Here is a 12,710-nt window from a genome sequence, read left to right as displayed (position 1 = left end):
ATAGGTGGGCAGCCGTCGGCTGAGCGTCCAGCCCCATTTCGGGCATTTTAGTCCCGATCGTAGCTCGGCCGCCAGCCGCGGGTCATGCCGCCGCCCATGGCGCCTTCTGCCAATATCAACTGCCGGCGCAAATGTCGGACGTCCTCCAGCAGCGTGCCTATTGCGGCCCGCATATCGCCATTGTGATAGGCGACCACCTCGGCAAGCTCATTTTCGACCGGCCGCGACGATGTTTCGGCTTCCACGGCGGCGCTCAAGAGAAGATGCCCGCCATTTTGAGTTTGCCGCAGAAGCTCGCTATCGCTTTCGCGACGCCCTCGCTGCAGGGAAACTTGAACGGTCGCGTGGCTTCCTCGGTCAGAACCGGCTCGTCGGTTGTGGCGTCGCGGCCGGTGACATGTTTCGTCAGCAGGATGCCGCAGGCCTCGCCGGCAGCCTCGTCGATCGCCATCTGGACATCGCCAAGATAGGTATCGCTGGGGATGTCGATGATGAAGGCGGTGAAAAATCTCACGCCGCGGCTCCCCGCCACAGCCTTGACCAGGCTTGCATGCGCCTCGGAGACCTCAATCTCCTTCTCCGGCGGCCACATTACATCACTTGCAGGCCACGCATCATCTTCCACGGCTTCGCCGATCGGCTGCTCACGCATATCCGCTCTCCATATCTTCGGTTTTCAGATGGCGGCCGCCGCGCCGATGTTCTTATTATGTTCTGATAACGAAGAGTGTCAAGACGGATGTTTTGCTGTGAGCGACCTTTCGGGCAACCGCCAGAGAATGGGGCATGATCAAGAGATCTGCACCACGCTCCGGCCGTGTCTTGAACCCTCAATGCTTGAGCACGACCTTGCCCGGGGCGCCCGCCGCAACCGCATTCTGCGCCGCACCGATTTCCTCCAGAGTGAAGGTATGGGAAATCGGGATGACCAGGAGGCCGCGCACGGCAGCATCCAGCACGGCGTCGAGCGTCGCCGCGTCGGTGCGGTGGAAGAGTTCATGGATGGTGACGCGGTCTCCGGCATTGGCGCCTTCCGGCACCGGAACGATGCTGGCGACCGTGCCGCCATCACTGATATGGCCGATGAGATTGCCGGCCACCGGCCCGGCGGCACTGATCCCATAGGCAAAGCTCGGGCTTGCGACGGGGAGCGTGATGTCAAGCGCTTCGCCGGCCAGGGCCTGACCTTCGCTGAGCCGCTCGGGACGGACGCCGGCCACCGGCTGGGCGCCGATCTGCTTGAGATATTGGATGGCGGAACGGCCGACGGTGCCGAGGCCGCCGGAGACCAGAACCCGGTCGCCAGCCTTGACATCAAGCGCCTCGACGGCCTGGCGCCCGGTCAGCCCGGCCTTGACCAGCGACGCACCCGCTTCGAAGCTCAGGCCAGCCGGCAGCTTGGCGACGGATGTGGCGGGAAGCACACCATATTCGGCATGGGCGCCTTTGCCGTTTGCCGCGAAATCGGCGACGACCCGATCACCGACCGCAAAACCGGTGACGCCGTCGCCGAGTGCCGAGATGGTGCCGGCTGCGTCGCCCCCGAGCACGGCCGGCAGCGGAAGCGGGATGAACTTGGCCATGAAGCCCTGGCGGAGAATGAGATCGAAAGGATTGACGGCGGATGCCTCGATCTTGATCAGGATTTCGCCCGGTCCGGGCGTCGGCGTCGGGATATCGCCGATTTCGAATTGATCGACATCGCCGTAGGATTTGAGAAGGGCCGCTTTCATTGTGGTCTCCAGATTTTGTCGTCGCGTTTGGGCGTGAGACCAGGCTGCCGGCTGGCAGCCTGGTCTCGGCCGGTTCCCGCCGTTAAGCCGTGGCCGGACGACGCGCGGTGTCCAGCGTCCATGCGCCACCACCGGCAAAGGCGAGGTAGAGGAAGATGAAGCAGAACAGGATGGCGACTTCGCCCATGTTCAGCGCCGGCCAGAAGCCATAGGGCATGTGGCCCATGAAATAGGCGGCCGCCATTTCGCCCGAGGCGATGAAAGCGGCGATGCGCGTTTGAAAGCCGACGAGCATCAGAGCCGAGGTGATCACCTCGATGGCGCCGGCGATGATCATGATCGTCGGAAGCGGATAGGGCACGCCCTGAATCGGACCCGGAAATTGCAGGAATTTCATGGTCGCGTGTTCGAGGAAGAGAAGCGCGGTGATGATGCGCAGGATTGCGAGGACGTATGGCGTCCATTTGCTGATATCGGTCATCGAGAGTTTCCAATGTTGGTTATGGGAGATCAGGCGGCGGATGCCGCTTTCTTCAGTTCTTGGTTTTCTTTCCAGAGCTTCATCGACATGGCGAAGACGCCGTCGACATAGTTGCGGTAGACCGTCATGCCGGCCGGATCGCGGCCTGCCTTGGCTGCAAAGAACGCAACGATGTCATCGGATTCCGTGACGTATCGGCCGGGCTCAAGCTGCGCGGAGGGAAAGCTCACCTTGTCGAGATGCGGCTGAAGCTCGGCGCGGATCTTCGCCTCCTGCTCGCTGTCGGGAACGAAGTCGCGGGTTTCAACGTCCGAGGCCAGTCCCGATTCCAGAAGGAACAGACGAACCTTGAGGCAGAAGGGGCAGTTTTCCTTGAGATAGACGATCGGTTTGAACGTTGCGCTGGTCATTGCGCATCTCCTTTTGATTGAGGGGCAGAGGGGACATCGCCGAAGCGGAAGCTCGATGCGGTCAGGCCACCGGCGAAGTCTTTCTGGTGATAGGTGACGGCGCCCGGTTCGTCCTCGGCCGCACCCACCGCCACCATCAGGGGGATCAGGTGGTCTTCACGCGGATGCGCCGCGCGGGCGGCGGGCGCCTTCTCCCATTCGACAAGCCGCTCGGTGCGCGTTTCGGATGGCGACCGGATCAGCGTCTCCTGCAGCCAGGCGTCAAACTGACGGGAGGGGCCATGTCCGGCCGTGCCCTGTATGGCCGACAGGTTGTGGTAGCTGAGGCCGCTGCCGATGATCAGCACGCCCTCTTCGCGCAGCGGCGCGAGCGCCCGGCCGACCTTGAGATGCAGCGCCGGATCGTAACCGGCATCCAGCGAGAGCTGGACCACAGGGATGTCTTCGTTGGGATAGAGCGGCTTCATGAGGCTGAACGTGCCGTGATCGAAGCCGCGGGTGGGGTCCGGCCTGGCGTCGATGCCGGCGGAATGCAGCAGATCCTGCACGTGACGCGCCAGCTCGGGGGAGCCCGGCGCGCCATACTTGATCTGATAGAGATAGTCGGGGAAGCCGTTGTAGTCGTAGACCATGCCCGGGTTGCTGCCCGAAGAGACGGCAAAGCCCCTCTCCTCCCAGTGGCCCGAAACGACCAGCACCGCCTTGGGCAGATCTTGAAGCTCGGCCCGCATCTCGATCAGGGATTGCTCGAGCTTGTCGAAATTGCTGCGAAAGCCACCGGTCATATAGGGCCAGGGGCCGCCGCCATGGCTGAGGAAATAGGTGGGCAGTCTTGATGTCTTCACCTCGCCATTCCTTTTCGGCACCGCCGCTGCGGCTGGCCTTGTCAGCGACTGTCTTGGTTTTCCCTGGATTGATCAATCGGCTTTGCCAACATGCATCATTTCCTCTAAGTTGATGATCATGGACACGATGATGAGCCTGCGGGTATTTTGCTTGGTCGCGGAGCTGAAGAGCTTCACCGCGGCAGCAGGCCGTTTGAATCTGTCGCCGGCGATGGTGAGCAAACACGTGATGCATCTGGAGACGCGCCTGGGAAGCCGGCTCTTGAACCGGACCAGCCGGAGTGTCACCCTTACCGAAGCCGGCGCGCTTTATTTCAACCAGACCAGGCAGATGCTCGAAGGGCTCGACGAAGTGGAAGCGTCGATCGGCAATGTCACGGTCGCGCCGCGCGGAACGCTCAAATTCAGTGCTCCCGTGTGGGCGGCCAGTTCAGGCTTTGTCAATATTCTGGCCGAATACAACCAGCGTTATCCCGATGTCAGCCTGGATATGGATCTCAGCGGCCGGATCGCCAATCTGGTCGAGGAAGGCTTTGACCTTGCGCTGCGGGCAATGTCGTCCGAGCGGCTCGATCCGGGTCTGGTTGCGCGCCCATTGGCGAAGATAGAATTCCGCCTGATGGCATCGCCGGACTATCTCAAGCGCGCCGGGCGACCCCAGAGCATCGCCGAGCTGAACGGCCATGCGCTGCTTCGCTATAATGGGATCAATGTCAGCGAAAGCCTGCTGTTGGGCCGCCAAAACGACCGGCGCAAGGTCACCTTCCGCAATGTGCTGCTGAGTGCCAACGAGACGCTTCTGCACCTGGCGGCTTTGCGAGGAATGGGGCTGGTCTTCCTGCCGGAATGGCTGGTGGAGGAGGATCTGAAAGCAGGCCGGCTGGAGGTGGTGCTTGCCGGGGCGCTCGGCATCAGCAATACGCTGCATGCCGTCTACCCGAGCCGGAAATACCTTTCCGCCAAAGTCCGCACCTTCATCGATTTTCTGGTGCTGCGCTCGCCACAGATATTCTGACGCTCTCAGAAATCTGCGCATCGCACAGTATGCAGCCCGCGATATTTAGCATGAAGCGATTGCGCGTCACGCGTGTTAAAGTCTTTTTGTCCAGCTGAGCCTTCCGGCCGGTTGGTATTGTTGCCGAGTGATGACTTGCTTCGTGAGTCTCCGGCCCTTGAGGGCCTCTCCATGCAAAAGACACCCACAGTGCGTTTCGAAGCGGCGAGCACGCTTGCTGTGGTGGTATCGTCCAATGAGCCGTTGCTGTACCTATCCGACGACCAGAAGGTCATCGCGGCGAGCGCATCCTTCTGCCGGGCCTTCGACATCGACCCCAAGACGGTTTGCGGCCAAAGCCTCAGCGAAATTGGAAACGGCGAATGGGCGATGCCCCAGCTTGCGTCACTGCTGACGGCCACCGCCTCGGGCAGCGCCACCATCGAGGCATACGAAATCGACTTTCAACGGTCGAACCAGAAGACACGGCACCTGGTCGTCAATGCACGGACGCTCGATGACGGTGACATCGATCATATTCGCCTGCTGCTCGCCATCACCGACGTGACCGATGCGCGCGCCGAGGCTCGGCTGAAAGATGATCTCGTTCGCGATAATGCCATCCTGCTGCAGGAGGTCCAGCACAGGGTCGCCAACAGCCTGCAGATCATTGCCAGCGTTCTCATGCAGAGCGCCCGGCGGGTCCAGTCGGAGGAAGCGCGCGGGCATCTCCACAACGCCCATCACCGGGTCATGTCGATCGCGGCCCTGCAACGCCAACTCTCCATGTCCAACGGCGGCAAGGTTGAACTCCGTCACTATTTCACTCAGCTTTGCCAAAGCCTCGGCGCGTCGATGATTGCCGACCCCGACAGGCTTTCGATTCAGGTGATGGTCGACGACAGCGCCGTGGAAGCGGATGTTTCCGTTCGCTTGGGGCTTGTCGTGACCGAGCTTGTCATCAACGCCCTCAAGCACGCCTTTCCCGATGAACGACCGGGCGCAATCGTCATCGACTATCACTCATCCGGCAAGGACTGGACTCTCTCCGTTACCGACAACGGCATCGGCATGCCTGCTGGTCGCGAAGCACTAAAGGCGGGCCTGGGGACTGGCATTGTGGAGGCGCTCGCAAAGAGCCTGAATGGCGACATTCAGTTGAGCGATGCGGGTCCCGGCGCCGCCGTCACAATCAACCACCGGGAAAGCGCCGGTTTGCGAACCGACATTTCTACGGCCGCTTAGGAACCGAATGGCTTGCGAAACGCTATCCCATCGGAGCCTGCGAGGCTCACACCTCCAAATTGACCGAGTGAGCGATGAAATATGGCAAAGCGGTCGTCCTGGTCGTCGAAGACAGCACGATTATTCGGATGAGTGCCGTCGATCTGGTACTCTCTGCGGGCTATGAAGCGCTTGAGGCGTGCGATGCCGATGAAGCAATTCGCATCCTTGAGTCGCGAAACGACATCGATCTGGTTTTCACCGATGTTCAGATGCCCGGCACGATGGACGGCATCAAGCTATCTCATTACATCCGGGATCGGTGGCCACCTGTCAGGTTGATCGTTGCCTCCGGCGCGGCCATCCTCAAAGAGAGCGATCTCCCCACGGGAAGCAGGGCCTTCTCGAAACCCTATGACAACCACGCAATTACCGATGCGATGGCTCATCTGCTGTCGATCGGGAACACGACTGAGTTGGCAAGTTAAGGGTTTTTCGACAAGCTTCCAGGATGATCAGGACGTCGTCGACCGCCATCGTCTTGGTGAAGCGCTGAGGAACTGAACATTGACACAACCCGCAGCCGACAGGGTTCGCTTTGAATTTGTCACGCAATGTCCAAGGGATGATGGCTGCGGCGTCTTCGTCTTGCAGATGCTGACGGGCAAACCCTACGACCAGATTGCCGGCATGATCGATTGGGGCGCTCAGACCAATCATTACACAACGTGGACAGAACTGCGCGGCGTCCTGACCGAGTTGGGCTGGCAGACCGGCGGATTAGGCAAGGCAGAGAGCTGGGGCGATGTTTGCGGGGTAGCGATCGTCCATGTCGAAGGAGACCACTTCATCCTCTATGACGCCGATAACGGCATCTTCTATGATCCGGGGCAACCCGACGGCCCCGATCTGCATAGCCGCCTCGTTCCTCTGAACTACCTTGCAGTGCAATCGCCAGAGAACGGTGTCCCAAGCCCTGAGCCTGGGATCCATGCCCGCCCCGATGGTCCGCGCCGATAGCTCACTCGCCGTGACCACCGTTCCAGGCTCGCGGATAGGGAAAGGCGCAGCCGCCGAGCCGCGTACCACCCAAAATATGCAAATGACCGAACCATGTTTGCCGCCAGCCGGCTTGATGCCAAGCCAATCCGGGCGTAGTTCAGAGATAGCCACCCTCTCCTTCGACACCAATTTGAAACGACCCCATGGCGCACTCCCTCAACACAGCCCCATCGCCCGCCGGCGGCCCCAACCAGCCGAAACTTGATACGGACGACATCTGGCAGGCCCGCGTCGATCTTGCTGCCTGCTTCCGGATGGCGGCAAGGCTCGGCATGGAGGAAGGGATCTGTAACCATTTCTCGGCCGTCGTTCCCGGCTATGACGACCTGTTCATCGTCAACCCCTACGGCTACGCTTTTGCCGAACTGACGGCCTCGATGTTGTTGATCTGCGACTTTCACGGCAACGTGGTGTCGGGCAGCGGCCAGCCCGAGGCCACCGCTTTTTACATCCACGCCAGGATTCACAAGAACGTCCCGCGCGCCAAGGCGGCGTTCCACACCCATATGCCTTATGCCACCGCTCTTTCGATGACGGAGGGCGATCCCCTGATCTTTGCCGGGCAGACCGCCTTGAAATTCTATGGACGCACGGCCGTCGACCGCAACTATAACGGCCTGGCGCTCGACGCGCGCGAGGGCGATCGCATCGCGGCCGCCATCGGCGATGCCGACATCGTCTTCATGAAGCATCACGGCGTGATGGTCTGCGCACCCAATATCGCCGAGGCCTGGGACGACCTCTATTACCTCGAGCGCGCCTGCGAGGTGCAGACGCTTGCCCTGTCGACCGGACGCGAAGTCCTTGCCGTCGCGCCTGAGATCGCCGAAGCGGCGTATCGGCAAATGCGCGAAGGAGACCCCGAGTCGGCCCGGCTCCATCTGGAGTCCGTCAAGCGCACGCTTGATCGCAGCGAGCCGGAATACAAGCGCTGATCCGCAGACCGCGGCTTAGCATCGGCCCGAAAATCGGAATCGATTTTCGGAAAGCACGATGCGTAGATTCAAAGTGTTAGAGCGTCCTTAGTGCGTCCGAAAGGACGCACGGCGCTCTACGCGTGCGCCGGGCGCCAATGCGGATAGGTGACATAGGCGGTGAGCGCGCCCTCCTCGTGCGAGCGGATGGTCACCGCTTCTCCCTTGGGCATGTAGACGATCGCGCCTGGCCCGGCGGTGACCGTCCCCGCGTCTGTCGAGACCGATAGCCGCCCTTCCAGAACGATCATGACGTCGTCAACTTCAATCGTCTCGGTGAGGCTTTGGCCGGGCGCGTAGCGTCCATAGCCGATGGTGATCGGCCCTCCCTGCCGCTCGTCGACCAGATTGCCGACGAAGATATCTGCCTCCTGCCCGGGGGAACGCTCCAACGCCACGTCGGCAACCGTGAACTTACGGACTTTCATCGTCTTCCTCCATTGCCGCGTGCAGAGGTAGCGCGGAAATCCCGCGCGCCAAGAGCGCTCGCGAGCATGCCGGTCACTGTGTTGTGGGCGGCGATGGCGCTGATGATAGCGACGGCGAGTTCTTCAGCGATTTAGTTAGAACACAACCATACGTTTTTGCTTTTGGTTTAAGTTCCGCTGTTAGTGATCGCCATCGTAGCAATTTTATTGTGACACAATCACCAACACGGATACCGGGAAGGGCAGCCTTCGTATGTTGCGTCGTTTCATTCTTGACCGATCCGGCAACTTCGGAATCATGACGGCGCTGCTCGTCGTCCCCCTGCTGGGGGCGGCGGGTACAGCCATTGATTTTGGCAGCGCCCTGTCGCTTCGCACCGAACTCTATGCTGCTGCGGACGCGGCAGCGGTGGGATCCATTACACCCAAGTCAGATGCGGCAACGCAGGCAAACACGATGTCCGGCGATGGGTCGCTGACGCTTGGAAAATCCGAAGCCCAGAAGATCTTCTTTTCGCAGACGTCCAAAAAGCAGGGCGACGTGCCCGTCACCGTCGACATCAGTGTTCAAAAAAAGGCCGGTATTCTCAGCTCGACCGTATCCTTTAACGCGACGATGCCGACGACCTTCATGCAGGTGATGGGACTTCATCAGATCACCGTTTCCGGGACGGCAACCGCCCAGTATGAGACCCCGTCCTACATGGATTTCTTCATGCTGTTGGATAACACCCCATCGATGGGCGTTGGGGCGACCGCTGACGACATCACCGCCATGAAAAAAGCGACAGAAAACGGCCACGATGGCGGCAAGGATAAAAACTGCGCCTTCGCATGCCACATCGTTTCTGAAAAGGGCGTCGAGGATAAGAATAGCTACTACAATGTCGCACGCAAGAATGACGTGACCATCCGTATCGACGTGGTCGCCGCTGCCGTCAAAGCCTTGATGGCCAAGGCAAAGGACACGCAGTCCATGGCAAGCCAATTCCGGGTCGCTGCCTATACGTTCGGCAAGACTGCCCAGGACGCCAAAGCCGCGAAGCTCTTCAAGGTCTCCGACCTGGACTATGATCTTGGCGCCGTGGCAGTCGCGACGGACATGATCAATCTTATGAGCATTCCCTATCAGAACTACTACAGCGACCAGCAGACGAGCTTTGACGAAGCGTTGAAAGGCATCGAAAGCGAAATCAAGGGGAACATCGGCATGGGCACCAGCAATGCCGATCGCCAGAAGATCGTATTTTTTGTCGCTGACGGCGTTGGGGATAGCTATAAGCCGGCCGGCTGCACCAGCCCGAAAGGAGCAAATGGCGGGCGATGCATCGAACCGATCGACACGAGCTATTGCAAGAAGCTCAAGGATCGCGGCATCAAAGTCGCCGTCCTTTATACGACCTATCTGCCCTTGCCCGACAACGGCTTTTACAAGGACTGGGTAAAGCCTTTCGAGACCAAAATCGCCGCGAAAATGGAAGAATGCGCAACCCCCGGCTTCTATTTCGCGGTCAGTCCCACCGAAGGTATTGAAGAGGCCATGGAGGCCTTGTTCCGCAAGATCGTCAGCGCACCTCGGATAACAAGCTAGGCTGAAAGTGTTAGAGCGTCCTTTGTGCGTCCGAAAGGGCGCATGGCGCTCTAAGCCTTGCCCAGATGCTTCGGCCAGAATTGCTGATGGATTTCGGCGGCTTCGTCTTCGAGGTTCGTCGGGCCAACCACGGTGACGTTGCGCGCGCCGGTTTGCAACACCGCCCGGCTCGGCACGTTCAACCCGATCCCGGCGATCTCGCCAAGCCGTGTTTCGGAGCACGCAAACACCATGCGGCCGATGCCCGACCAGTAAATCGCCCCGGAGCACATCGCGCACGGTTCCGTGCTGGTGTAGAGCGTGCACTCCGCGAGAAAAGCAGTGTCGTAGTGCTGCGCCGCCAGTTTAACCAGGTTCATCTCGGCATGGTTCGTCATATCGCGGCCGGTGAAGACGCTGTTTTCGGCGCGCAAGATGACTTCCCCGTCCTTCACCAGCACCGAGCCAAACGGTTCGTCGCCATGGTCCACCGCGGATTTCGAGAGCGCAATCGCCTCGCGTAAAAACGGCTCGTGGTTTTCCATCAGAGTCCCCCAGCTAGAGCGGCATGATCTTGTCTTGAATCGGAGGGATTTCCAAGGGGCTGCACATCAGGCGATCGCGTCGTCTTGGTCATCGTGTCATGGCTCAAGACACCGGATCCGATCGCCGAAAGAATAGCCTGTGCAGGGATTGGGCCACGCTCAGGCGTCACCGGCACCCAATCCTGCGTGATGCAGGCGCCGATCTGGGTGGGATCGTTGGAAACCATCGCCGCGTTGAAGGCGCGCTCAGCCTCCTCGAGCGCTTCAAGGGCTGCGGCACTTACGCCGACATGTCCTCGTTCCAGCGGCGTTGCATCTCCTCAGGCGTGACCTGTTCGATGGTTTGCGACAACATCCAGCGATGACCGAAGGGATCAAGCACCTGCGCCACCCGCTCGCCAAAACTCTGGTCAGTCGCCGGGCGCAACATCGTCGCCCCAGCCGACAGCGCCTGCGCCAGTGCTTCGTCGGTCGACACCGTGTCCATGTGGAAGGTCACCGGCGAGCCTCCGACGGTATCGGGAGACAGGGCGCCGAAATCCGGATATTCGTCTGCCAACATCATCAGCGTCTCTCCGAAACGCAGCTCGGCATGGCCGATCCGCCCATCCGAAGGATCGGTCATGCGGAAGACTTCCGTGGCGCCGAAAGCCTCCTTGTAGAAGTCGATGGCCCGTGCCGCATCCTTGACGATGAAGTAGGCGCTCACTTTTCGGGCAAAACTCGGCATGGATGATCTCCTTGACTGGTTTATATATTAACGTTACGTATCGTAAAGATATGAGTCAAGAGAGTAATGCAATACCGAAGAAACGAGGGCGGCCGCCAAGCGCTGCCGCGCAGAAGCGTGCCTTGGAGGCCGCCCATGAAATCCTGATGGCCGAAGGTTTTGGCCGCATGACGATCGAAGCCGTGGCGGCGCGGTCCGGTGTCGGCAAGCCGACGATCTACCGCTCCTGGGCCAATGCGCAGGAACTGGCGATGGCCGCTCTTCTGGTCAACCGGCTACCGGAAGCGGAGGTTGGAGGGGGCACGGCGCAGGCGGCTCTCGGCGCGCAGATGAGCGGACTGGTGACTGCCTTTGCGAGCACGCGCGGACGGCAGATCACTATGGCACTTGCGGCCGCCGACCCGGAAAGCGAATTCACCAAGGCCTTCCGCAATCGGGTGATCCTGTCGAGCCGCAACGCGGGTCGTGTCATCCTGGAGGAGGCTCTGGCTCGGGGAGAGATCGTTCCGCCGCTTGATATGGAGGCGCTGCTCGACATGATCTACGGACCGGTCTTCTTCCGGCTGCTGGTCGGCCATCGCCCGGTCTCGCCGGAATTCGGCGATGCGATCGTCAGGACCGCGTTGCGGTCCGTTGCACCGTCGGGCGCGTGACCCTCACGTCGCGATGCGCGAAGCCGACGGCTGCGCAGGCAGCCGCCAAGCGGCCTAACCGTGATCGTCGCCCAGTTCGCCAAGGTGGCGCTGGACCCACTTGATCTCTTCCGATGCCGTGCGCCCGAAATGCCGTTTGAAATCGCGGCTGAACTGCGCCGGGCTTGCATAGCCCACGGAAACCGCGACCTCGGCAATCGTTCTGGTCTGGCGCGCGATCATCAATCTTGCTTCGTGAAGCCGCATGGCTTTGACGTATTGCATCGGACTGTTGCCGGTCAGCCCCTTGAAATGAACATGGTAGGAGGGAACGCTCATGCCCACCTCTCTTGCCAGATCGGCGACGGCGATCTCCAGGCCATAGTTTTCCCGCAACCAGGCCAGGCTCTGGATGATCTTTCCGGATTTGCCTTTCTGCTGGAGGGCGGCGATCATCGCGCCGCCTTGCGGACCGACCAGGACACGGTAGTGCAGTTCGCGCAGAATGCCGGCGCCAAGCACATCCGTCTCGACGCTGCTGCCAAGCGCCGTCAGCAGGCGCAGCAGGACATCCTCGATATCGTCAGCCATCCTGCTCGACACGAGACTTCTCGGCTGGTCGCCTGGCAGTTCGGCATGTTTTTCCACCTGCAATGCGATCTCGGCCGCCATCTGCATATCGAACTCGACATAGACCGCAAGCAAGGGCCGCTCGGGACTGGCCGTCGACGTCATCCGAAACGGAACGGGCAGCGACACCGCCAGATAATGCTCCTCATCATAGAGGAAGACTTCGCCTTCGAGGATGCCCTGCTTGCTGCCCTGCAAGACGAAAACCGCGCCCGGTTTGTAGAGCACCGGGATGTCGTGGAGCACGGCTTCCGTGCGCAATATGCGGACGGAAGCAAGCGCGGTCGGATTGTATCCGTGACGCGGGGCGAGACGCCCGGCCAACGCGACCATCTCCTCTCGCCTGGATAGGCCGCGATCAGCCTTCATAGGATTTGGCAACATTCTGAGAGAATCCGCAATCGATGCGCCGGTTTCTCCATACTATTTGTCAAGTCCCATCCTCAATCAAG

The 12,710-nt window shown here is 60.5% G+C and carries 17 protein-coding genes; 7 read left to right on the top strand and 10 right to left on the bottom strand.

Features of this window, described 5'->3' with window-relative positions; translation table 11 throughout:
• Positions 1 to 47 precede the first annotated feature (47 nt).
• The 6 genes from AB8B31_RS04500 to AB8B31_RS04475 all read right to left on the bottom strand — a co-directional run bounded on the left by AB8B31_RS04500 (position 48) and on the right by AB8B31_RS04475 (position 3,469).
• On the bottom strand, positions 48 to 245 hold the full coding sequence (locus AB8B31_RS04500) for a hypothetical protein (RefSeq protein ID WP_026188308.1): 198 nt from the start codon (positions 243 to 245) through the stop codon (positions 48 to 50).
• An 8-nt stretch (positions 246 to 253) separates the two neighbouring features.
• Positions 254 to 652, bottom strand: a complete 399-nt coding sequence (locus AB8B31_RS04495) for a hypothetical protein (RefSeq protein ID WP_018241096.1) — start codon at positions 650 to 652, stop codon at positions 254 to 256.
• A gap of 178 nt (positions 653 to 830) precedes the next feature.
• Complete coding sequence (locus AB8B31_RS04490) at positions 831 to 1,733, bottom strand: NADP-dependent oxidoreductase (protein WP_018241095.1); 903 nt, start codon at positions 1,731 to 1,733, stop codon at positions 831 to 833.
• Between the two features lie 82 nt (positions 1,734 to 1,815).
• A complete protein-coding gene (locus AB8B31_RS04485) occupies positions 1,816 to 2,214 on the bottom strand; it encodes a DoxX family protein (protein WP_018241094.1) in 399 nt (132 codons plus the stop codon).
• 29 nt (positions 2,215 to 2,243) lie between these two features.
• Positions 2,244 to 2,624, bottom strand: coding sequence for a glutathione S-transferase N-terminal domain-containing protein (locus tag AB8B31_RS04480; protein WP_018241093.1), 381 nt, complete (start codon positions 2,622 to 2,624; stop codon positions 2,244 to 2,246).
• Positions 2,621 to 3,469 carry a DODA-type extradiol aromatic ring-opening family dioxygenase gene (locus tag AB8B31_RS04475; protein ID WP_018241092.1) on the bottom strand — a complete coding sequence of 283 codons (849 nt, stop codon included), beginning with the start codon at positions 3,467 to 3,469 and terminating at the stop codon, positions 2,621 to 2,623. The genes AB8B31_RS04480 and AB8B31_RS04475 overlap by 4 nt, the downstream gene beginning before the upstream one ends.
• A gap of 118 nt (positions 3,470 to 3,587) precedes the next feature.
• On the opposite strand from AB8B31_RS04475, the gene AB8B31_RS04470 reads away from it, so the two are divergent.
• The 5 genes from AB8B31_RS04470 to AB8B31_RS04450 all read left to right on the top strand — a co-directional run bounded on the left by AB8B31_RS04470 (position 3,588) and on the right by AB8B31_RS04450 (position 7,684).
• Positions 3,588 to 4,484: a LysR family transcriptional regulator gene (locus AB8B31_RS04470; RefSeq protein WP_026188307.1), complete on the top strand. Its 897-nt coding sequence runs from the start codon at positions 3,588 to 3,590 to the stop codon at positions 4,482 to 4,484.
• Positions 4,485 to 4,655: 171 nt separating this feature from the next.
• Complete coding sequence (locus tag AB8B31_RS04465; protein WP_026188306.1) at positions 4,656 to 5,708, top strand: sensor histidine kinase; 1,053 nt, start codon at positions 4,656 to 4,658, stop codon at positions 5,706 to 5,708.
• 74 nt (positions 5,709 to 5,782) lie between these two features.
• Positions 5,783 to 6,175, top strand: a complete 393-nt coding sequence (locus tag AB8B31_RS04460) for a response regulator (RefSeq protein ID WP_018241090.1) — start codon at positions 5,783 to 5,785, stop codon at positions 6,173 to 6,175.
• Positions 6,176 to 6,254: 79 nt separating this feature from the next.
• Entirely contained in the window at positions 6,255 to 6,707 is a 453-nt protein-coding gene (locus tag AB8B31_RS04455; RefSeq protein ID WP_245268217.1) for a hypothetical protein, read from the top strand.
• 185 nt (positions 6,708 to 6,892) lie between these two features.
• Positions 6,893 to 7,684 (top strand): aldolase, encoded by a 792-nt coding sequence (locus tag AB8B31_RS04450; RefSeq protein ID WP_018241088.1) that lies wholly within the window; start codon positions 6,893 to 6,895, stop codon positions 7,682 to 7,684.
• A gap of 116 nt (positions 7,685 to 7,800) precedes the next feature.
• On the opposite strand, the gene AB8B31_RS04445 is transcribed toward AB8B31_RS04450, so the two are convergent.
• Positions 7,801 to 8,151, bottom strand: coding sequence for an AraC family ligand binding domain-containing protein (locus AB8B31_RS04445; RefSeq protein WP_018241087.1), 351 nt, complete (start codon positions 8,149 to 8,151; stop codon positions 7,801 to 7,803).
• Between the two features lie 253 nt (positions 8,152 to 8,404).
• On the opposite strand from AB8B31_RS04445, the gene AB8B31_RS04440 reads away from it, so the two are divergent.
• Positions 8,405 to 9,742: a TadE/TadG family type IV pilus assembly protein gene (locus AB8B31_RS04440; protein ID WP_018241086.1), complete on the top strand. Its 1,338-nt coding sequence runs from the start codon at positions 8,405 to 8,407 to the stop codon at positions 9,740 to 9,742.
• A 50-nt stretch (positions 9,743 to 9,792) separates the two neighbouring features.
• Here the strand turns inward: AB8B31_RS04440 and AB8B31_RS04435 are convergent, their stop codons facing one another.
• Together AB8B31_RS04435 and AB8B31_RS04430 are read right to left on the bottom strand one after the other, a co-directional pair.
• Complete coding sequence (locus AB8B31_RS04435; RefSeq protein ID WP_018241085.1) at positions 9,793 to 10,266, bottom strand: nucleoside deaminase; 474 nt, start codon at positions 10,264 to 10,266, stop codon at positions 9,793 to 9,795.
• 280 nt (positions 10,267 to 10,546) lie between these two features.
• Positions 10,547 to 10,996: a VOC family protein gene (locus AB8B31_RS04430; RefSeq protein WP_018241084.1), complete on the bottom strand. Its 450-nt coding sequence runs from the start codon at positions 10,994 to 10,996 to the stop codon at positions 10,547 to 10,549.
• A 50-nt stretch (positions 10,997 to 11,046) separates the two neighbouring features.
• On the opposite strand from AB8B31_RS04430, the gene AB8B31_RS04425 reads away from it, so the two are divergent.
• Entirely contained in the window at positions 11,047 to 11,649 is a 603-nt protein-coding gene (locus AB8B31_RS04425; protein WP_018241083.1) for a TetR/AcrR family transcriptional regulator, read from the top strand.
• 54 nt (positions 11,650 to 11,703) lie between these two features.
• Here the strand turns inward: AB8B31_RS04425 and AB8B31_RS04420 are convergent, their stop codons facing one another.
• Positions 11,704 to 12,642, bottom strand: coding sequence for an AraC family transcriptional regulator (locus AB8B31_RS04420; protein WP_018241082.1), 939 nt, complete (start codon positions 12,640 to 12,642; stop codon positions 11,704 to 11,706).
• Between the last annotated feature and the right edge of the window lie 68 nt (positions 12,643 to 12,710).

Source organism: Rhizobium sp. 62_C5_N11_2 (assembly GCF_051811185.1).
In the GTDB taxonomy this organism is placed as follows: Bacteria; Pseudomonadota; Alphaproteobacteria; order Rhizobiales; family Rhizobiaceae; genus Rhizobium; species Rhizobium leguminosarum.
This window is presented reverse-complemented; position numbering and strand designations above follow the sequence as displayed.